The sequence below is a fragment of the Streptomyces nigrescens genome, assembly GCF_027626975.1.
GTDB lineage: Bacteria > Actinomycetota > Actinomycetes > Streptomycetales > Streptomycetaceae > Streptomyces > Streptomyces nigrescens.
Genome location: NZ_CP114203.1, coordinates 2,544,930 through 2,563,917 on the forward strand (window position 1 = coordinate 2,544,930; position 18,988 = coordinate 2,563,917).

General features: G+C 70.8%; 24 protein-coding genes and 1 pseudogene. All 25 read left to right on the forward strand.

Features of this window, described 5'->3' with window-relative positions:
• Positions 1-78 precede the first annotated feature (78 nt).
• Positions 79-516, forward strand: coding sequence for a hypothetical protein (locus tag STRNI_RS11530; protein WP_277411191.1), 438 nt, complete (start codon positions 79-81; stop codon positions 514-516).
• Positions 513-1,289 (forward strand): hypothetical protein, encoded by a 777-nt coding sequence (locus tag STRNI_RS11535; protein WP_277411192.1) that lies wholly within the window; start codon positions 513-515, stop codon positions 1,287-1,289. Before STRNI_RS11530 ends, STRNI_RS11535 begins: the two co-directional genes overlap by 4 nt.
• A complete protein-coding gene (locus STRNI_RS11540; protein WP_277411193.1) occupies positions 1,286-2,140 on the forward strand; it encodes a relaxase/mobilization nuclease in 855 nt (284 codons plus the stop codon). Before STRNI_RS11535 ends, STRNI_RS11540 begins: the two co-directional genes overlap by 4 nt.
• 13 nt (positions 2,141-2,153) lie before the next feature.
• Complete coding sequence (locus tag STRNI_RS11545) at positions 2,154-2,852, forward strand: hypothetical protein (RefSeq protein WP_277411194.1); 699 nt, start codon at positions 2,154-2,156, stop codon at positions 2,850-2,852.
• A 20-nt stretch (positions 2,853-2,872) separates the two neighbouring features.
• The gene (locus tag STRNI_RS11550) at positions 2,873-3,625 is read left to right on the forward strand and encodes a hypothetical protein (RefSeq protein ID WP_277411195.1); all 753 of its coding nucleotides are present in this window, start codon (positions 2,873-2,875) and stop codon (positions 3,623-3,625) included.
• 25 nt (positions 3,626-3,650) lie between these two features.
• Positions 3,651-4,058, forward strand: coding sequence for a hypothetical protein (locus STRNI_RS11555; protein WP_277411196.1), 408 nt, complete (start codon positions 3,651-3,653; stop codon positions 4,056-4,058).
• A gap of 260 nt (positions 4,059-4,318) precedes the next feature.
• A complete protein-coding gene (locus tag STRNI_RS11560; protein WP_277411197.1) occupies positions 4,319-4,708 on the forward strand; it encodes a hypothetical protein in 390 nt (129 codons plus the stop codon).
• Positions 4,705-5,508 (forward strand): SPDY domain-containing protein, encoded by an 804-nt coding sequence (locus STRNI_RS11565; RefSeq protein ID WP_277411198.1) that lies wholly within the window; start codon positions 4,705-4,707, stop codon positions 5,506-5,508. The genes STRNI_RS11560 and STRNI_RS11565 overlap by 4 nt, the downstream gene beginning before the upstream one ends.
• Positions 5,509-5,534: 26 nt before the next feature.
• The gene (locus STRNI_RS11570; protein WP_277411199.1) at positions 5,535-5,879 is read left to right on the forward strand and encodes a hypothetical protein; all 345 of its coding nucleotides are present in this window, start codon (positions 5,535-5,537) and stop codon (positions 5,877-5,879) included.
• Positions 5,880-5,887: 8 nt separating this feature from the next.
• Positions 5,888-6,172, forward strand: a pseudogene (locus STRNI_RS41335) (SPDY domain-containing protein); the annotation flags it as partial.
• A gap of 286 nt (positions 6,173-6,458) precedes the next feature.
• Entirely contained in the window at positions 6,459-6,707 is a 249-nt protein-coding gene (locus STRNI_RS41340; RefSeq protein WP_338149820.1) for a hypothetical protein, read from the forward strand.
• A gap of 66 nt (positions 6,708-6,773) precedes the next feature.
• Entirely contained in the window at positions 6,774-7,364 is a 591-nt protein-coding gene (locus STRNI_RS11580) for a hypothetical protein (protein ID WP_277411200.1), read from the forward strand.
• Positions 7,361-8,134, forward strand: a complete 774-nt coding sequence (locus STRNI_RS11585) for an SPDY domain-containing protein (protein ID WP_277411201.1) — start codon at positions 7,361-7,363, stop codon at positions 8,132-8,134. The genes STRNI_RS11580 and STRNI_RS11585 overlap by 4 nt, the downstream gene beginning before the upstream one ends.
• Before the next feature lie 45 nt (positions 8,135-8,179).
• Positions 8,180-9,979 carry a type IV secretory system conjugative DNA transfer family protein gene (locus tag STRNI_RS11590; protein WP_277411202.1) on the forward strand — a complete coding sequence of 600 codons (1,800 nt, stop codon included), beginning with the start codon at positions 8,180-8,182 and terminating at the stop codon, positions 9,977-9,979.
• 182 nt (positions 9,980-10,161) lie between these two features.
• Positions 10,162-10,644 (forward strand): hypothetical protein, encoded by a 483-nt coding sequence (locus STRNI_RS11595; protein ID WP_277411203.1) that lies wholly within the window; start codon positions 10,162-10,164, stop codon positions 10,642-10,644.
• Between the two features lie 44 nt (positions 10,645-10,688).
• Positions 10,689-11,297, forward strand: a complete 609-nt coding sequence (locus STRNI_RS11600) for a hypothetical protein (RefSeq protein ID WP_277411204.1) — start codon at positions 10,689-10,691, stop codon at positions 11,295-11,297.
• Positions 11,298-11,343: 46 nt separating this feature from the next.
• On the forward strand, positions 11,344-12,198 hold the full coding sequence (locus STRNI_RS11605; protein WP_277411205.1) for a hypothetical protein: 855 nt from the start codon (positions 11,344-11,346) through the stop codon (positions 12,196-12,198).
• Positions 12,195-12,917, forward strand: a complete 723-nt coding sequence (locus tag STRNI_RS11610) for an SPDY domain-containing protein (protein WP_277411206.1) — start codon at positions 12,195-12,197, stop codon at positions 12,915-12,917. Before STRNI_RS11605 ends, STRNI_RS11610 begins: the two co-directional genes overlap by 4 nt.
• Before the next feature lie 120 nt (positions 12,918-13,037).
• Positions 13,038-13,769 (forward strand): hypothetical protein, encoded by a 732-nt coding sequence (locus STRNI_RS11615; protein ID WP_277411207.1) that lies wholly within the window; start codon positions 13,038-13,040, stop codon positions 13,767-13,769.
• Between the two features lie 172 nt (positions 13,770-13,941).
• Positions 13,942-14,343, forward strand: a complete 402-nt coding sequence (locus tag STRNI_RS11620) for a hypothetical protein (protein ID WP_277411208.1) — start codon at positions 13,942-13,944, stop codon at positions 14,341-14,343.
• Positions 14,344-14,435: 92 nt separating this feature from the next.
• On the forward strand, positions 14,436-15,173 hold the full coding sequence (trpA, locus tag STRNI_RS11625) for a tryptophan synthase subunit alpha (RefSeq protein ID WP_381845835.1): 738 nt from the start codon (positions 14,436-14,438) through the stop codon (positions 15,171-15,173).
• The gene (locus STRNI_RS11630) at positions 15,166-15,633 is read left to right on the forward strand and encodes a hypothetical protein (RefSeq protein ID WP_277411209.1); all 468 of its coding nucleotides are present in this window, start codon (positions 15,166-15,168) and stop codon (positions 15,631-15,633) included. Before trpA ends, STRNI_RS11630 begins: the two co-directional genes overlap by 8 nt.
• A 69-nt stretch (positions 15,634-15,702) precedes the next feature.
• The gene (locus tag STRNI_RS11635) at positions 15,703-16,593 is read left to right on the forward strand and encodes an adenine nucleotide alpha hydrolase family protein (RefSeq protein WP_277413240.1); all 891 of its coding nucleotides are present in this window, start codon (positions 15,703-15,705) and stop codon (positions 16,591-16,593) included.
• Positions 16,590-17,846 (forward strand): DNA cytosine methyltransferase, encoded by a 1,257-nt coding sequence (locus STRNI_RS11640; RefSeq protein WP_277411210.1) that lies wholly within the window; start codon positions 16,590-16,592, stop codon positions 17,844-17,846. The genes STRNI_RS11635 and STRNI_RS11640 overlap by 4 nt, the downstream gene beginning before the upstream one ends.
• Positions 17,846-18,967 (forward strand): DnaB-like helicase N-terminal domain-containing protein, encoded by a 1,122-nt coding sequence (locus STRNI_RS11645; protein WP_277411211.1) that lies wholly within the window; start codon positions 17,846-17,848, stop codon positions 18,965-18,967. Before STRNI_RS11640 ends, STRNI_RS11645 begins: the two co-directional genes overlap by 1 nt.
• The last annotated feature ends 21 nt before the right edge of the window (positions 18,968-18,988 follow it).

Below are 18,988 nucleotides of genomic sequence, written 5' to 3' on the forward strand. Positions count from 1 at the left end.
TCGCCGGTTAGCCAAACCGGCGATCCTCCGGACCATTGATCCTTCCACCGCCGCTCCTATCTGCGTGGAAGGACTTGCATGACATCGCCCTCCTGGACGCCCCCGCCCACACCGGCGTTCGCGCCGACGCCAGACCCGCTCACGCCCGCCCGGGACATCACCCACTCCCACTTCGATCCCGGAGACCAGGTCGTCATTCTCAAGGGCGTGGCGGGCGGGGAGCTGTGGGGAGATGCGGTGCACGTCGTCGCCCCCTCCTGGCACACGCCCACCGACGAGGACGGATGGCGTCTGCGCGACGCCACCGGAGGCGCGCAGACGTACATCACAGGCCACCCCCGCTACCTGGTGCATCTCTCGCGCCGCTGCCCGGAGTGCCTGATCCACCTGCGCGCCATGGAAGACCACCTCCTGCCGAAGTACGCCGACCACGACGCGCTGGTCGACTGCGGCTGGTACACCACCACCGCCCTTGGCCAGCTGGTGCACATCGCCGACGCCCGGAGCGGCCGGTGACCCTCCCCGTACGGCGCCCCGGCCGGGCCCTCGCCCTCCTCGACACGGAAGCCCGAGCCACCGCTCATCCGGCCGACCCGTCCTGGCCGGTCCGCCTGGCAGAGGACCTGCGCGAACTCGACGCCGACTGGCGCGAATCGGCTGAGGTATGTGCGAATGCCGCATGGGCAGCACGTTCCGCTGGGCACAGCGTCCTCGGTCTGCTGAGCCCGGAGCAGGTCACCGCCGCCGGCCCCGATCCGGTCACCACCCGCACCTTCCGGCACCTGTACCTAAGCGCCCTCCGGTTCGATTTCCGCTGCCCCACCCTCCAAGCCTTCATCGAACAATTCCCGAACTCCGCGCTCCAGTCGCTGGATTGCTACAGCCGCGCCCTGTACGCCTTCGCGCTGCTGGGCCAGTCCCGTCCCGAGGGCCTGGCATTGATGGACGAGGTACTCGCAGAGGCCGGGGAGCACACCAAGACGTTGCACGTTCTGCTTCACGGGCTGTGGCTGGGCCAGGACTTGGACCACGGCGCGGAGCGGCTCCTGGCTCTCAGCGCCCGACCGGGCTTCGACACCGACAGAGATCCGATCCTGCTCTTCCGCGTTGCCGGCGCCCTGCGTCGGCTGGGCCGATACGACGAAGGACTGGATGCCATCGACCGGGCCCTGGACCTCCTCCCGCCGGGTGACATCACAGTGCACGCCGACCTGGTGCGCGAGCGCTCCCTGATCGCCGCCGCCCGCGACCTGCAGCAACACAGTCCCAAAGGAGGAACGGCAACGTGATCACCCGCGTCAACGAACCCACCCACACGCCGCACGACCCGCTCAGCGAGGCGCTGGGATACGCGGTGCCCATCGCGGGCGGTCTGACCGAGCACGCCGTCGTCGCCTATTGGCCGGGACTGGACTCCTACCTCCTGGACGACGAACAGGCCACGTGGACAGCCAAGCAGTGGGCCGAGCACCTCGAAGACCCGCTCCTGGAGCATCCGTCCGCCGCCAGCCCACAAGACGACCGGCGGGCAATCTTCCATCTCGATGCGCGACTCCACCCCGACGACCGGGAGCTGTCCCGTGCGGAGTGGGCGGAGGCCGCCCACCGTCTCGCCCGCGCCGCCGGCATCGAAACACCAGGCGACACGAACGACTGCCACTGGATCGCCGTCCAGGGCAAGCACGGGCGGCTCGACCTGATCGCCAACCTCATCCGCCTCGACGGAACTTGGCAACGCCAGCCAACTGATCTCCTACGACGGCTCTCCGACGAGGCCCGCCTCATCGAAGCGGACCTGCGCCTCATTCCTCCACGGGCCACCTCCCAACGGCAGGGCAGCGCTCAGGAAACGCCGACAGCGTCATCGCAATTCGGCAGGGTTCTCGCCCCGCTCGCCCATGAACAGGATGGCCTGCTGGTCGCGGTGCGTGGCCTCGTCGAACAGACCGCTCACCGCATCGCCCACCAGTCCGGCGCCGCCGGCGCCGACACCGCGCACCGTCTGGAGCTGATCGCCCACCGCCTCTACGGCATCCAGCAGGATCTCCAAGCCGTCGCCACTCACCTGAACACCCCGCCCCCGCGCACAGCCATTCCGGCACCACCCGCGATCCAGGCAGCCACACGCCAACCACGCTAGGAGAAACGTTTCTTTGCCCCGTGCCGACCGCTTCCTAAGCATCCGACGCGATCCGCTCTCCGATGAAGTCCTCGCCCGCGGCGGCGACCCAGAGGCCCACAGCCTCCTCCAACGCACCGGGTTCGTCCCCGTCGCACGAGCCCACGAGACTTACCACCGCGTCCCCACCAACCTCGCGGAGCGCGACGAGGCCCGCCTCGCCACCGAAGCGGTCGGCCGGCTTCGTTCCGCCGGCTACCACGTCGACTGCGAAGGTGACTTCGACACCGACCACCGCCCAGTGCACTATCTGCCGCTCGGAGCTTCGGTCGCCCACATCGCCGAACGCATCCGCGAAGCCACCACGACCGACGAGGTGGCCGATGCCCTCACCGATCTGACCGCCGCGCACGACGGCGTCCTCGCCGCCGTCGACGAGGTGCTCGTCGCCCTCGCCGATTTCCACGAGGGGCTCGGTGACACGGCCGACCCGCATATCGCCCGGCGCCTGCGCTACCTCGCCGAAGAGCGCCTGGGAGTCATCACGAGCGACCTCTCCCACACCCGCAACGCCCTCGCCGACCGCCACGCCCCGCACCCCGGCCGCAGCACCTGCACCGAGCAGGTGCCGTCGAACGAGCGCGAGCGCTCCGCCGTGTGCGCCTGCCCGCCCCCGCCGCGCACGCTTCCGGCTCCGCCTCCCCCGCCCGTGGCCGCCGCGATGCGCCGCTGACCCACCCGCCCAAGGACACCATGCACGACCACGAAAACTCCGAGCGCCTCGCCTCGTACGCCGACGTCCTCGCCAGCGAACTCCCCGACAGCTGGACCAGCACCTATCACCCGCCCGAGGACAAGGACGACCTCGGCGAACTGGCCGATCGGATCTGGGACCTCGATCTCGTCGCCGAGTCCCTCGCCCATCACCCGCTCCAGCAGGCAGCCGTCCTGACCCGATCGGACGGTGCCCAGCTCGCCGTCCTCCACCGTCACGACGAACGCGACGGCTTCCTCATCGCCGCCGTCGCCCCCCGCGACCTGCCCGACGAGGCATACCGCGATACTCGCGAACCGAACGGCATCGCCCTGACCGACGACCCTTTCCTGGGAGCCGAGCAGGTCGCCGGTGACCTGCTGGCCCGCTACGACCTCGCGCTCACGCAGGCCCGACACAACGCTGCCCAGAGTGTGCAGCCGTCGCAGGCGGACCGGGTCGTTCTAACCTGGCAGCCCGACGGCGGCCTCGCCGCCTCCCCCGTCGGTGAGAAGGCCAGCTCCGTCCTGGCCGCCAACGGCTTCGTCCGGGACAGCGCGGGTGTCTACCGCCTCAACGGCGACGACACCCTCACCCAGGCTCGCGCCGTGCGCGAGACCGGCCGGCAGCTCGACGCTCTCGGCATCGACACCGCCCTTCAGCATCCCTCGGGCCTGATCGCACCCGCCGCCACGCCCGCCGTGGCGCCGCCGACGCCTGCTTCCCGCGCCTCAACGACCAGGGCTCGATGAATCACGCACTGGAACGGAGAACCTTATGGGCAATAGGGCCGACGAGTGCGGCACCGACGTCGAGATCTACCGCAAGCCCCTGACCAACACGATCCACGCCGACACTCCCAGCGGCGCCCCCGAGCAACTCCTCGACCTGCTCGACCAGCTCGGTCTGGAACGCCGGGAAGTCCATACCGCCGGCCCCGTCTACATCTGGCACGAGGTTCCCGAACACCTCGATGCCGGCGAGCAGAAACGTCTGGCGAACCGCGCGATCCCCGCTCTCCTCGTAGCCGGATACAAGGTCAACTGCACCCCAGACGTCTTCGACGAGGCCGCCTACCAGCAGGCCGTGCACGAGATCCGCTCCCGTCGAGCCCGACCATCTGCGACGCGCCCGGCTCCGGCCGCCCCCTCCTCTCGCCCCGAGCCGTCCCGGCGCACCCCGTAGGAGCGAACGGTGGCCCCGTACCGGCTGGGGCCACCGGGGCCTGCACCGCACAACCGACCGGAGAGTTCCGTAACACCCCGCACACCCCGACCGATCACCCACCACCTCAAGCCCAGACTCGCGACCGCACTGTTCCGCCGATACCTGCACGCCTGCGTCGTCCGCGACCGCGGCAGCCCGCTCGCCACCGGCGCACTGGGGGAAACCCACCGCCTCGGGACCCGCCCCTGACCACCTTGCCCCCTGCGCTCGGGAGGACCATGCCCGACTCCACCCCCTACGCCGTTGCCCTCGCGGAGGACATCGCACGCCGACTCCACCGACTGAGCGAGCACCTCGCCCAGGCCCCGCCCCGCCAGGCCGCCCAGATCCTGGGAAAGGTCCTCGACGCCGACGAAGGCGTCCTGGGCCGGATGACCGGACTAATGGCCACCGGCTCCCAGATCGCCCAGCACCGAGCCCAGGCCGGCTCCTTCCCGCCCGAGGTCTTCCTCGCCGTGGGCCGAGCCGCCAACGAACTCCACGACATCGCGCTCGACCTCGACGAGCACGCCGACGACATCCACCGCCTCGCCACACCGCCGACCGCCGCACACCCCGCGGTGGCCAAGCCGGTGGCCTCCGACATGGTCGTCAGGCGGCACCGGTGAAGAAACACAAGCAGCCAGCCAACGGCCCGCGCGAACAGGCCCAGCAGCACTACCTGGTCGAACCGCGGTACCTGGCCGGCGGCGGCGACCTGCGCCATGTCAGCGAATTCCTGCGCGCCTCGGGCTGGAAGGACCGCTCCAAGAGCGGCGGCCCGCTGGCCTTCGACAGCCCCGACCGCACCATCCGCGTCGCCTACGACCCGTTCATCCAGCCCGGCGGGTGGATGATCCGCGCCGAGGCCACACGTGGGCAACCGGCCTGGCACGTGACTTTGGGCCGTCAGACCCCGGTGGAGATCGTCGCCGGATTCACCGACTCCCTCACCCAGCCCCGCTCCGCACACGCCCCCAACCCCTGGGCCCCGCTTCACCAGCACGGCTGGACAACCGAGCAGCGTCGGCACCCCACGGCGACCAGCCCGGACGACAGCAGCTGGATGCAGTTCCACCAGACCGCCCCCGGCAAGGCGTTCTGGTGGGCAGGGGCACGCACCGAGCACGGCAGAACGTGGGAAGCCCATCTCTCCCCCACCACGCCGATGCACCTCGTCCAGGCGCTCACCGCAGCCCTGGCCGACCCGCAGCCGGTGATGCGGCCCCGCGGAAGCGTTCCGCCCTCCACCCGCGTCCGCACCACCTCCGTCTCCGTCCTGCCCTCCCAGCTCAGCGCCTGGCAGCAGACCCGCATCACCGCCGCCCGCGCCGCCACCTGGGCCCGCAACTCCTGGGCCGCCGCCCAACCCCGCAACCGCACCGCCCAGCCCCACGCAGCGGCCGGAAGCGCCCGCGCCCGCCGCTGAACCACCCCGCATCAACGAGGAGATCCATGCCTGCACCCACTCCGGACGACGTCCGCTCCGCAGCCGAAACCCTGGCTCAGCTCACCGAGCACCTGCGCGAGGACCCCGACCTCGACGAGGCCATCGCCCTGATGGAGCCCCTGCTCGACGAGTACACCGGCCTGCCCATGCAGCTCGGCGACTCCCTGCGCGCCCTTGCCCGCGCCGTACTCGCTCACCCGGACATCCCGAACCGTACGGCCGTGCACGCGCTGGTCGACGACCTGCGGACCGCGGCGTGGGAGCAAACCGACCAGCACACCCTCCACTACACCCTCGACAACCTGCGCACCCTTGCCCGGAGTGCGCCTTCCACCGCGGCGGGCTCCTAGCCGTGCCGGTGAGCGAACGACAACGCGAAGCGTTCGCCGACACGCACGCCTGGCGGATCCCGTTCGACACCAGCCCCCGCTACCTCGCCGGCCCCGGCGACGGCCGCCACGTCACCCACGGACTCGCCGCGGCCGGATGGATCCGCACGTCGGACCCGCTCAGCCCAGAAATCGTCCTGACGAGCCCGGACAAGCGGTACCGCCTGCAGTTCGACCCGCAGTCCGCCACCTCCGCCTGGTGGCGGCTGTGGGCCGAGCCCACCAACGCCAAGCCGTGGTACGCCGAATTCGGCGAACTCGTCCCCGCCGAGATCCTCGCTGGCCTCACCGACGCGCTCATAGGCCCGCCGCCCTCCGAACAACCCAATCCGGTCCGATCGTTGGGATGGGCAGGCTGGGTGATCGAAGCGCAGAACTCCGCCGTCTCACTTGACGGCATGTGCCACGTAGAACAGCGGACCAGCCGCGTCAACGGCAGCGCGCCGCACTGGCACATCGAAACGGCCGAGCCCCTCGCCGGCCGCCTGGGGGCCCGGGATCTGGCACGCCTCGTTCGACGGGCACACCCCCGCACACCTCGTGGACGCCTTCGTCACCGCGCTCGCCAGCCCCGCCCCGCTCCAGCGCGGCATGTACGACCGCACCGCGCACCACAGCGCCGTGCAGAAACCGAGCCACCCACCCACCAGGCAGCAGGCCCTCGACGCCCACACCACCCGCCTCGACGCGCTCCGCACACAGGCACGCGCCGCCCGCCGCCGGCAACAACCGGCCACCACCACAGCTCCAGCCCCACCCACGAGCACGTCCTCAGCCCTGCGGCGCTGACCACCGACGCCGCAGGGATACCCCCTCACCGCATGTGGCGTGGGGAAGACCCCCAAAGGATGCCCTTTGCCCCCATCCCCCCATGAGATCCACCCTCAGCGACTGGAGCAGCTGGCCGTCTTCCTCCGCGAACGCGACCAGATCCTCTCCGACTGGGACGCCGACCACGAGCAGCACACCGACCTCGACGACTGGCCTTACGATCCACCCGCCTACATCGAGCGCGCCGGCCACCGAGACGCCGCCATGTGGAAGGCGTTCAACCGGGTCCGTCCCAGCGCCAGGGAGCTTCTCGCTACTGCTGGGATGCAGTTGCAGCGCCTCCCGGCCAAATCCATCCAGTCCCGGTGGGTCTGGCAGCTCGGTGTCCTCCACAGCGCACTCGACCACCTGGCCGCCCTTCAGGAGGAGTGGCTCGCCACCCGTGACAGCCTGCCCCCGTCAGCCCGGCCCGGCACCATGCTCTACGACGGCGAACGAGCCGTGCGGAACGCCGAGGCTATGCACTACCTCGACGAGTGGGCGTCGGCCGGCGAAGCCCTCCTCGAAATCCACCGCGCCGCTCTGTGGGCTCCGTCAGCGCTGACCGCCACAGCTCCAGCGCGAGCCCCCGCGCCACCGGCGTCGGCCAGCCGCTCCGCCGCAGCCCGCCGGTGAGCGCGCCCGGAAACGTCGATGTGGCGCTGGTCGCCCCGCGCTACCTGGCCGGCGGCGGCGATCCCGCCTGGATCACCGCCCCGTTGCACCGAGCCTGCGACTGGAGTTCCCACCCCGACCCGCTGGTGCCGCGCGTGGTACTCACCAGCCCCGGCAAAAAAGCCGTGCTGCGTCTGGCCCCGGACCCCGACCATCCGTGGTGGACCCTCCAGCACGCATCCCTGGGCGACCAGCGAGCCTGGTCGGTGAGCTTCGGCGCCCGCGCTCCCGTCGAGATCATCGCCGGACTCACCGACGCCCTCACCGACCCGGCCGTCGTCCAGGCGCCCGCACCCGATCCGTACCAGCCCCTGCGTCAGGCCGGTTGGCTCGAAGGCCACGACGACGAGGGCCTCACCTCCCCCGACGGCCTCGCCCACGTCGAGCATTTCACCCACGGCACCACTGACTGCTGGTTTGCCAAGACCGCAGTCAGCGAGGACCCCGAGGGCCTGATCTGGCGCGCGTACCTCAGTGGCGACACACCTGCGCACCTGATCACCGGCTTCACCCGCGCGCTCGCCGACCAAGCCCCGCTCCCCCGAGACCCCTATCCGCTCCGCGTCCCGCTCAACTTCCGCCGCCAGGCCCGTGTAACCACCACGCAACTCCCGTCCTCCGCGGTCGGCCTCGCCCTGGAGCGCCGCGTCACAGCCCTCGCCAACCGCTCCAAGCAACCAGTGCCCACCCCCCTGTCAGCGAAGGCGCCGCCGCCCCGGCGTACCCGCTGAGGCCGCCCACCTCCCCGTCACCAATCCCTGGAATCGCCCTCCCTCTTGCCCACTTCCTCCCCCTCGCCGAACTCGAACGACGGCTACGACATTGCCTTCAAGGTCCTCCTCGGGATCGTCGCCGTCGCCGTCCCCCTGGCCAACCTCGCCTGGCTCGGCGGCCTCGGTGCCGCCTGGCTGACGGACTCCGGCACTCCGGCTCCCTACCAACCGTTCGGCGCCCTCCTCCACCCCGAACAGCTGTGGCCCGACCTCGACCACACCACGCTGCTGGTCGGCACCCGCATCGCCCCCACCACCGTCCTGCTCGCCCTCGCCGCCGTCGGCGCCTGGTGGTGGTCGCGGCGCAAGGGCGCCTCCGGCGGAAAGAAGAAGCGTCTTCGCGGGCTGGCGCGCACGAGGGACATCGAGCCCCTCCTTGCCAAAGCCATGACCGCCAAGGCCCGCTCCCTGCGCCCGAGCCTGAAGGGCACCAAGCACATCGATCCCACCGACACCGGAATCCTGCTCGGTGATCTGCAGGGCACCCGGCACGAGGTCCGGATGGGCTGGGAGGACGTCGCCGTGGCGATCATGGCCCCCCGCTCCGGAAAGACCACCAGCCTGGCCATCCCCTCGATCCTCAACGCCCCAGGCCCCGTTCTGCTGACCTCGAACAAGGCAGGAGGCGACGCCTACACCGCCACCATCACCGCGCGGGCGACGGTCGGCCGGGTCTGGTCGATGGACCCCCAGCAGATCGCGCACGCCGAGCGCGCCATGTGGTGGAACCCCCTGGCGGATGCCAAGACCCTCGAGGGTGCCGGCCGCCTCGCCGGCCACTTCCTCGCCGCAAGCGTGGACGCAAGCCAGCAGGGCGACTTCTGGTCCAAGGCCGGATCCAACATTCTCTCGCAGCTGTTCCTTGCCGCGGCGCTCGATGACCGCCCGATCACGGACGTAATGAGCTGGCTGGCCTTCCCCGCGGACCGCACCCCGCTGGACATCCTGCGCGACCACGACCACGCAGCGGTCGCCGCTCAGCTCAAGGGCACCGTGGAGGGCCCGCCGGAGACCCGCGACGGCATCTACGAAACGGCCCGCCAGTACGCCGCCGCCCTGCTGAACACGGAGATCGCCGCCTGGGTCACCCCGCAGGAAGGCATCGCAGAGTTCAAGCCGTCGGAGTTCGTGGACAGCACGGACACGCTCTACCTGCTGTCGAAGGACGGCGGTGGCGGTGCCAGCGCGCTGATCGCGGCGTGCGCGGACTCGGTCATGCGGGCTGCGACCGCCCGGGCCGAACGTGCCGGCGGGCGGCTCGACCCGCCGATGCTCGCGATCCTCGACGAGGCCGCCAACGTCTGCAAGATCAGCGACCTGCCTGACCTGTACTCGCACCTTGGCAGCCGCGGCATCATCCCGATCACCATCTTGCAGTCCTACCGGCAGGGCCAGAAGGTGTGGGGGGACGCGGGCATGGACGCGATGTGGTCGGCCTCCACCATCAAGATCGTCGGCCCCGGCATCGACGACCCCGACTTCGCTGACAAGCTGTCCCGGCTGATCGGTGACCACGACGTGGAGAGCACGTCCGTCTCGCATTCCGAGTCCGGCAAGTCCACCAGCGTGTCGATGCGGCAGGAACGCATCCTGGCGGCCGACGCCATCCGCGCCCTGCCCAAGGGCAGCGCCCTGTGCTTCGCCACCGGAATGCGCGTCGCCGCACTCGACATGAAGCCCTGGTACCAGCAGCCCGAAGCGGACGAGATCTCCTCCGCCTCCGCCCGCGCCTCGAAGGCCATCACCGATCGCGCCGTCGCCAAGACGACGCCGAGCCAGAGCAACTTCACAACGGCCGCGTAAGCACTCCGCCCCGCCAACCAGCCGCTCCTCCCCCGCGTGCCACTGAACCGCCGCGGCCGGGACGACACACACCGTCCCGGCCGCGGACGGACCACGGGACCGAGCAGATCGCCCACACGCTCTGGCAATCCCCTTGACAGGACAGCCTCATCGACACCTACGAACCCTGCGAACTCGACGACATGACGCCAGATGCAGCACTGGGCGCCGTCATCGCCGACGTTCGCTCTCACCCCGTCGACGTCGGCCCCGGCGGCTTCTTCACCGCCCTGCGCCACATCGACCTGCTCAGTCATCTCGCCCTGCGCTTCGCCGGCGACGCCCACTACCACCTCGACTCTGCCCACGAAACGGGCTCCGCCTGGCACCCGGTCGAGGAACTCACCAACGCGGCCGTCCCGCTCAGCAGAGCGCAGTACCACTACGCGCAGGCCATGGTTCCGCTCGCCACGCTCAGCAAACCGAACCCTGACACGTCCACGGCTGCACGGCTTCACGACATCGAGCATCACTGCGCGCTGCGCACCCATCTCCACGCCGCCGCACAGTCCCTCGACGAAGCCCGCAGCACCCTGCGCACGCCCACCCCGACGCGGCTTCCGTCCCCCTCTGCCCCGCCCCCGGTGCCAACATCGGAAAAGACCTCTTCGCGCCGAGCCCGCTGAGCAACCACCAAGTCCCTCCCCCCCAACAACCTCCCTGGACCGCCTTGTCTTTGTCTCTTCTGGACATCCCCGACGTGTTCATCGGGTCCACCGACGACGGGCACACCTTCGTCGTCCTCAACCGCCACATCCGCGACGCCGACCGGCTGCTGACCGACGCCGGATTCCTCGCCCGTGAACACCTCGGCCGCACGCTCTACCTGCTCCCACCGGGCACATCTCAGGACGCCCACGAGCGCGCCGGGGTCGCGATGTACGGGCTCCTGGCCCACACCCTCGACCTTGTCGACCTCTCCTGGACAACGCGCTGGGGCCCCGGCACTCCCGAAGCCACTCCGGACCTCCGCTTCCAGTTCACCGACGGCACCGTGACGGCAACAGCCCAGACCACCGCCGCCCGCTCACTCCTGGAGCAGCACGGCTTCGCCCGCGCGGCGGACGGCTCCTCCTATCAGCCGCCGCCCGGGCTGGAGCAACGCGGCCTGCTCGGCGCCGTCACGGCCGCCGAAACGCACGCCTACGCCCACGGCCTCACGGTCCCCGTCAGCCTCGCCATCCCCACCCCAATGGACATCCCGGCCGCACCCCGCCGTGCATCACCTGCGGCCCCCAGTCCGCCGTCCGGCCCGGCGACCCGTCGCCGCCCGCGCTGATTCCCACACCCGCCGCCCTTCTCAAGGACATGCCCCCGGAGCCCTGTTGACCACCGACATCGATCTCAACGAGCAGATCTACCACCTGCGCCACCTCGGCGACGACTTCATGGCCCTCCACGACCGGGTCCGCGGCCTCGCCGCCGCGCCTGGAACAGAAACCCTTCGGCAGCTCGCACCCCTCGTATTCAAGAGCCAGGAGCTTGTCGGGAAGGTGCTCCTGTCGCTGTCCGCCCTCGGCGGAAGCCCGTACGCAGCCGTGATCGGCAGCCGACAATCACTCAGGGGTCTCGGTGGCCTCGTTGCCGATGCGTCCCAGGCCAGTTGGGGCCTCGCGCAAGCGCTAGCCGTCAACCCCCTGGACGGCATCGGCTTTGGCGGACCGAGCCACGACGAGGACAACATCCGCAACGCCAGGCACGCCCGTGACACACCGGAGATGGCCGGCCACCTCGGCGACGCCGCCTGGGACCTCAACGTGTGCGCGGCCTCCTGCCACCAGCTGGCCACCGGCATCAGCCACGATCTAGAACGCGCATTGCCCACCACCCGACAGGCGCTACAAGGGATCAGTCCCACCCAGTACGAAGCACTGACCTCGCTCGCGAAGGGCGGGGCCACGATACAGACGCGAGACCGCGGCTCGACCATCGTCCTCACCCCCGACCACACACTCATCACCATCGCCACATTCCAATCCCTGGACAAGCGCGGCCTGGTCCACCTCGACACCTCCATACCGCTCCACCAAGGGCGGGGCATCACCGTGACCGCCGAGGGACACCGCGCGCTGGCCCAGCACCGGGCCCGTACCGGTGCGACCACAGTGCCGGCCGCCGCGTCAACAGCCGCGGCGGCCACCATGCCCACGGTTGCGGTGAAGCGGGAGGTGCGCCGATGAGCCCGTACGCACACGACGACCGGGTCATGGTTTCGCCTCGGTACATGGCAGGCGCCGGCGACCGGGTCGCCGACGTGATCGGCCCCCTGATCCACCTCTTCGGGTGGAAGCACGAGCACGATGCCGCCACCGGGCACGTCGCAGTCGACAGCCCCGACGCCAGCCTGTTCGTCGACTTCGCCCCACTGCACCCGCGCGGTCAGTGGCTCACCGTGGCCCACCATGAGCCGTACTGGGAAGCGAAGTTCAGCAGGCAGGCGCCCCTGGAGGCGGTCGCCGCCGTCACCCAGGCACTGCCCCAGCTGCTCGGCGATGCCCGTCATGCCGACCGCATCCCGATCACGGACATGCCCCTGGACCAGCTCGCCGAGCTGAACGACTGGTCCGCCGAGGACGGCGCCCTCACCTCGCCCGACCTGTACTGCCGACTGCAGCACACGCCCGGCGAGGAGATCGCCTGGCAGGTCGAGCACGTCTACTTCGAGGGCGATCCGCTGGCCACTTTCACGCAAGACACCCCTGAGTGCCTCGTCCGCAACTTCTTCGCCCACCTGACCGCGCCAATGGCGGTGGAGCGGGTCGTTGCCGACATCCCCCTCAGCACGCGGCATGGAAACAGCGCCTTGATCACACCGGTCCGCGGGTCCGGAGTGAATCCCCAGATCCATCACGCCCTAGCACAGCTCGACCGTCCCAACCGCCCCGGCCGCCGCCGCTGACTCCCCGATCGCCCCGGAGCCATCCCCCTGACCGAGAAGACCGCCTCCCTTGAGCCCGCCGAACAACTCCTCAATCTGGGGGCCGACTTCACCCGATTCAACGACGCTCACCAGCGGCACGTGCTCAACGGGCCAACCCCCGCCACCCTGCTGAACGCCCAGGCGGAATCTGCACAACACCTGGCCCGGTCCGCGCTCGCCATCGTGGACACCCTCAATGCCCAGCCGATGTACCACAGCCCCGCGATCCACGCGGTATACGCACGCGTGCGCCAACTCGCCCATCTCGCATCCGACGCAGCCGACCATCTCATCGACGCCGTCGACATCCTCGACAACACCCGCGCGGGGCTGCCCGTTGAGCTGGGCGACGGCTTCCTGGCGGTCGTGACCGAGCAGGAGGCCCGCCGGGGAGCCGGCCGGTGCTTCAGCCTCGTCGCGAGCCTCACCGCCCTGGGCTCCTCAGACGCCCTGGCGACCGCTGAACTCTTCGCTGTCGAACGCCGGCACCGGGGCCTCGTACCCGAATATCAGCCGCCCGCCCTGTCCCCCACCCAGGACACCACGCTGCGCGCGGTGGCGCGCGGCGACGTGGCGATCACCAGCGGCAAGCCCTATCTGCGCCGCGAGGACCTCCGCGTCAGCATTAGCACCATCCGCGCCCTGGAGAGCCGCGGCCTGGTGATGCGCGAGGACTGCCCGGGCTGGTTCCGCGACGAGCGCGTCCACCTCACCGCAGCCGGGCGCCGCGACCTCACCGCCTCCTTCGCCCGGCCCCGCTCCACCGCACCCGCCGCAACACGCCCACCCGCCCGACCAACCGCGACCGCGGCACGCGCCGCAGCCCGTTGACCTCAACTCCCGGAGCCCCACGACGCCTTCCGACACCCCGACAGCACACGATCTCGCCCGGGCCCTCGCCGACCAGATCTGCCCCGGCGCCGCACCTCGCGACGTGACCGTCAGCTTCGAAGCTCGCCGACAGGCCCCAGCCGAGTACCGTCACCGCGGCCGAGGCGGACCCGTGACGGTCTTCGCCCAGGCACTGCACGCCCACCTCTTCGGCCTCCCCGCGGACGACGAGCCGCTGCCCACGGCCCTCGATGCGCTCTTGCAGGCCACGCACACCGTGACCGCACCCGAGCAGCAGACCGCGATCCTGCAGCAGGTCGCCGAGCAGCTGCGCAACGGTGCCGAGATCATCCAGCGCTACCAGTACCGGGCCCAGTGGGACCGGCTCCCTGACGACGTCGCCGAGCAGCTCCGTGACGCCCACGACCAGGCCCAGCAGGTCGCCCAGACCCTCGACCTCGTCGCACCCGCCTTCAGCAGCCCTCCCGCCGCGCCCGAGCTGCCCGGCCCGCAATCGCGGCACACCGCCGCCCCGCCCGCACGCCCGACTCCACCGGCCGGTCGCCGCCGCTGACCTCCGGCGACAGCCCCGCCGGGAAAGGCCCCACCCTGACCACTGCCGATCCCCTCCACACCCTCCTCACCCAACCCCGCTGCTCGCTTGGCGTGTTCGTCCCCGCCGGCCTCCATCCGGCATCCGCCGAGCGCCGTCACCTCGACCAGCTCGCGCAGGCAGCCGACCTGTTCGAGATCGGCCTGGCCACCGAGGACGCCGTCCTCGACGGCCCCGTCATCCAGGCCGCCTACCACCGCGCGCTGCGACGCGGAAACGCCCTCGATGCCGCCGTCCGCGCCGTCGAGCATGCCGCCGGCCTCCGGCCGACCGTCGTCATGACCTACTGGGAGCCCGTCCGCCGCCACGGCCCCGAGCACCTGGCCCGCCTGTTCGCCGACGCAGGTGCCGCCGGCGTGATGGTCGTCGACCTGCCCGCCCACCATGCGGCCCGCTGGCACGACACCGCGCGAGACGCGGGCCTTCGCACCCCACGCCTCATCCCGCGCACCACCCCCGACACAAGCCTCCCCGCCGCGGTCGCCGGCGCCTCCGGATGGCTCTACGCACCCGCCAGCACAGCCCCGACCGGCTACCAAGGGCCGGTCGACCTTCCGGCGCTCGGCCACTTCACCCGGCGCCTGCGCAGCGTGAGCCCGCTGCCCGTGGTCTCGGGCGTGGGGATCTCCACCCCGGCCCTCGCCGCGCGCGTCGCCCCGGTCGTGAACGGCGTCGTCATCGGCACCCCGGTCGTGCGCGCCCTGGCCACCGACCCTGATCGAGCTGCCGAAGTGACTGCCGCGTTCGCCCAGGCCCTGCACACACCCACCTCCAGGGAGACCCGTGCCTGATCGCCCCGCACCGGCTCAGACCCTCGACCGGATCACCACCGACGCCCTGGCCCTGCACCGGGCCCTGCGCACCAGCATCACCGACGACGCGCATGCGCTGGCCGCGTGGATCACCGAGACCCAAGACCTCGCCGACACCGCCCTGTATCTGTTCCGCGTCCTCGCACAGCACACGCCGCACACCACCTCCGCGGACCTGCTGCTCCTCGAACGGGTCGCGCATATCGCCAAGGCCGCCCAGGACGCGGGCGCCGAACTGGCCGCCGCCCTCGCCCGGGCCGTGGAGAACCGGCGCCGTCGAGCCGACGCCGTGTCACAGCGGGTGGTCCTCATCGGGCCCTCACCGCAGCAGTTCATCGAGTCGGCCACCGACCTCCTCGACCGCATCCCCGCCCTTTACCACGCCATACACCGTGACCGGCTGGTCCCGCCCCACCCGCTAACACACCAGCCGCATTGACGGCGCGTTCCCCCATTCCCCACCCCAGGACAGACCATTTCAGATCAGCCCCGATTCCGCGCCCTTTCCCTGGGCGCGGGAGTTCAGTCCAGCACCCTCCTCGCCCTTTCCGCCGAGGGGACCCTCCCGAAGGTCGATTACGCGATTTTCGCCGACACCGGATGGGAACCCGAAGCCGTCTACGCCCATCTAGACCGCCTGGAACGGGAGATAGCCAAGCCCGCCGGAATACCCCTTCTACGTGTGTCGTCCGGGAACCTTCGCAGCGACGCCCTGAACCCGGACCACCGATTCGCCTCCATGCCCCTCCACATCCTGAACAAGGACGGGCGTCCAGGAATGACCCGCAGGCAGTGCACCGGCGAATACAAGATAAAGCCGATTAAAAAGAAGGTCCGTGAGCTACTCGGGCACCCCTACCCTTCGCGCATCCCCAAGGGGGTGTTCGTCGAGCAGTGGGTGGGGATCTCCACCGATGAGTTCCACCGGGCCAAGGACGCCGATGTGAAGTACATGCGCAATCGGCATCCGCTTCTGGACCTTGACTGGAGCAGGGCGGACTGCGTCCGCTATCTCACCTCGCTCGGGTTGGCCGAAACACCGAAATCGAGCTGCCTGGGATGCCCGTTCCACGGAAATGCGCAGTGGCGGCACATCAGGGACACATCCCCGTCGGAGTGGGCGGACGTCGTCGAATTCGACGCGGCCATCCGGCAGGGGAACGCCCGCGCCAACGCATCCGGTAGCCGGCTGCTCGGCGAGGCGTTCCTCCACCGCTCCCGTGTCCCGCTGAGCCAGGCGCCGATCGACCACGTCACCGCTGCCGAACGGGCAGCCCTGCGCCTCGGCGAAGGCGAGGCCGACGAGCTGGAGAACGGCGTCGCGGACGGCTGCTCGCCCTGGTCCTGCCGCGGTGACGTCGACGCCGCGGTGCAGGACGACTTCGGGCTGGCCGCTTGATACTTGACCTCTTCGCGGGGCCGGGCGGCTGGAGCAGGGCACTGGGCACCCTCGGCGCCCGGGACATCGGCCTGGAATGGGACCAGTGGGCCTGCAAAACTCGTACTGCCGCTGGGCAGTTGACGATTCAGACCGACGTGGCGATGTATCCGACGTGGCCCTTCCTCGGTCGGACCCGCGGACTGATCGCGTCCCCGCCGTGCCAGGCATGGTCGATGGCCGGCAAACGCCTCGGGCTGATCGACCAGCCCCTGGTCCACCAGGCGGTCGCAGACCTCGCCGCTGGTCGCGACACCCGCGAAGCGCTCCTCGGCGCCTGCCAGGATGTGCGTTCCTTGTTGGCCGCCGAGCCCATGCGCTACCTCCACGACCTGAATTCGGTCGGAGAGCCGGAGTGGGTCGCCATGGAGGAAGTGCCAGACGTCCTCCCGCTGTGGAAGCAGTACGCGGTGATCCTGCGCCGCTGGGGGTTCTCCGTGTGGACCGGCATTCTCAACGCCGCGGACTACGGGGTGCCCCAGACAAGGAGGAGGGCGATCCTGCTCGCCTCCCGCGTCCGCACCGCCCAGCCACCCCCACCGACCCACGCCAAAATCGAGGAGCCCGAGGGGCTGTTCGGGCCGGGCCGCGCCCGCTGGGTCAGCATGGCGCAGGCCCTGGGATGGGGAGCGACCGACCGGCCTGTGCCCACCGTCTGCGCCGGCGGCGGACCCGGCGGCGGCGCCGAGCCCTTCCCCTCCGGCTCCCGGAAGGCACTGTCCACCGCCCGCGACCGCGGCACCTGGACACCCCACCCAGACACCCCCCTCCAGCGCTCCAGCCGGGAAGGAACCAAGCCCGCCACCCGCCCCGGAGCCCAGGACGAACAGTCAGCAGACCGTCCCCTGCTGGAGCCTGACTGGTCGTGGTCCTTGCGGACAAACAACCAGGCCCACGCCACCGTCCGGCCCCTGTTCGAGCCCGCGGGAACGCTGTTCTTCGGGCACCGCTCGAACGAATGCACCTGGGTCGCTGAACCCGCTGCCCCGCTGGCCGGGGGCGCGGAATCGCCCGTCGTCCCGGAGCCGATCCGGATCACCGCCCAGGAGGCGGGAGTTCTGCAGACCTTCCCCGCCGACTACCCCTGGGCCGGCAACAAGGGCCAAGCCTTCAGCCAGATCGGCAACGCCGTACCGCCCCGCCTCGCCGCCCACCTCCTCGCCCCGCACCTCGGCAAGACCCTCAACCCCGACGACTTCACCCTGGCCGCCTAATGCCCCACCCCGCCGACCCGTACGAGGGCGACGACCTGGACGACCTGCCACCGCCACAACCCGTGCACTACGCCGAACAAGCCCTGCTCGGCGCCCTCCTGCTCGAACCACACCGGCTGAAGACCATCGGCCGCCTGGAGCCACACCACTTCGGCAACCACGCCCACGGCACCCTGTTCACCGCCCTGCTCAGCGTGCCGGCCCCCGACCCGAAACAGCACGCGAAGGACATAGCCTGGCTCAACGCCGTGCTGACCAAGGCCCAGCCCGAGGCGCCGGGGCTGACCGCCTCCTACTTGCACACCCTCATCCAGGTCTGCCCCCGGCCCGAGCACGCCGCGGCGTACGCGGGCATGATCCGCGCCGATCACGCCCGCCGGACGGTACGTGAGCACGCCGACCGGCTGTGCCAGATCGCCACCGACGCGACCCTGCCGAACCCTGCCGTGTCCGTCCTCGGGCAAGCCGACGCCCTGAGCCTCTACCTCGACGAATTGGGCACCCGGTTCGCCCCGCACCCCGGCTCTCTGCCTCGCACGCCCCTGCCGTCAGCGCCGCCCCGGGAGACCGGAGAAGAAGCCCTCGATGAGGAACGGCTGCTGCTCTCCACCGCCACCGCCCACTCAAACGAGGTGAAGGCCATGCGGTGGCTGCAGCCAGGCGACTTCACGCACCCACTGCACGCGGGGCTATGGCAGTGCCTGGTCGCCCTGACGCGGCGCGATACCCCCGTCGACCCCGTGACGGTCCTGTGGGAGGCACAGCACCGTGGCCTCCTCAGCACCGGAGCCGAGCCGAGTGAGCTGCTCGACCTCCTCGCCGGACCGGTCGGCTCCCCGGAGTCCTGGGGCGAGCGCATCCTCCAGCGCTCCCTCCTCCAGATCGCCCACCACATCGGCCGGCGCATCGAGGCGTTCACCCAGGACCCGGCCACCACGCCGTACCAGCTCGTCGTCGGCAGCCGCCGCGCGCTCGCCGACCTGACCGCCGTACGTACCCGGTGGCAGCACGCCACCTCACCCGCGACAGAGAGCAGACCCACGCGCACCAGCGCCACGGCAGCGCCCCGGGCCGGTCCACCGCGGACCACGGCCCCACCCGCGGCACGCATCTCCCGCTGACCCAAGCCCGCCGGTGACCGG

Coding starts and splice junctions, on each gene's coding strand:
- STRNI_RS11530 (WP_277411191.1), top strand. CDS start 79: ATGACATCGCCCTCCTGGACGCCCCCGCCCACACCGGCGTTCGCGCCG.
- STRNI_RS11570 (WP_277411199.1), top strand. CDS start 5,535: ATGCCTGCACCCACTCCGGACGACGTCCGCTCCGCAGCCGAAACCCTG.
- STRNI_RS11595 (WP_277411203.1), top strand. CDS start 10,162: ATGACGCCAGATGCAGCACTGGGCGCCGTCATCGCCGACGTTCGCTCT.
- STRNI_RS11550 (WP_277411195.1), top strand. CDS start 2,873: ATGCACGACCACGAAAACTCCGAGCGCCTCGCCTCGTACGCCGACGTC.
- STRNI_RS11555 (WP_277411196.1), top strand. CDS start 3,651: ATGGGCAATAGGGCCGACGAGTGCGGCACCGACGTCGAGATCTACCGC.
- STRNI_RS11610 (WP_277411206.1), top strand. CDS start 12,195: ATGAGCCCGTACGCACACGACGACCGGGTCATGGTTTCGCCTCGGTAC.
- STRNI_RS11645 (WP_277411211.1), top strand. CDS start 17,846: ATGCCCCACCCCGCCGACCCGTACGAGGGCGACGACCTGGACGACCTG.
- STRNI_RS11560 (WP_277411197.1), top strand. CDS start 4,319: ATGCCCGACTCCACCCCCTACGCCGTTGCCCTCGCGGAGGACATCGCA.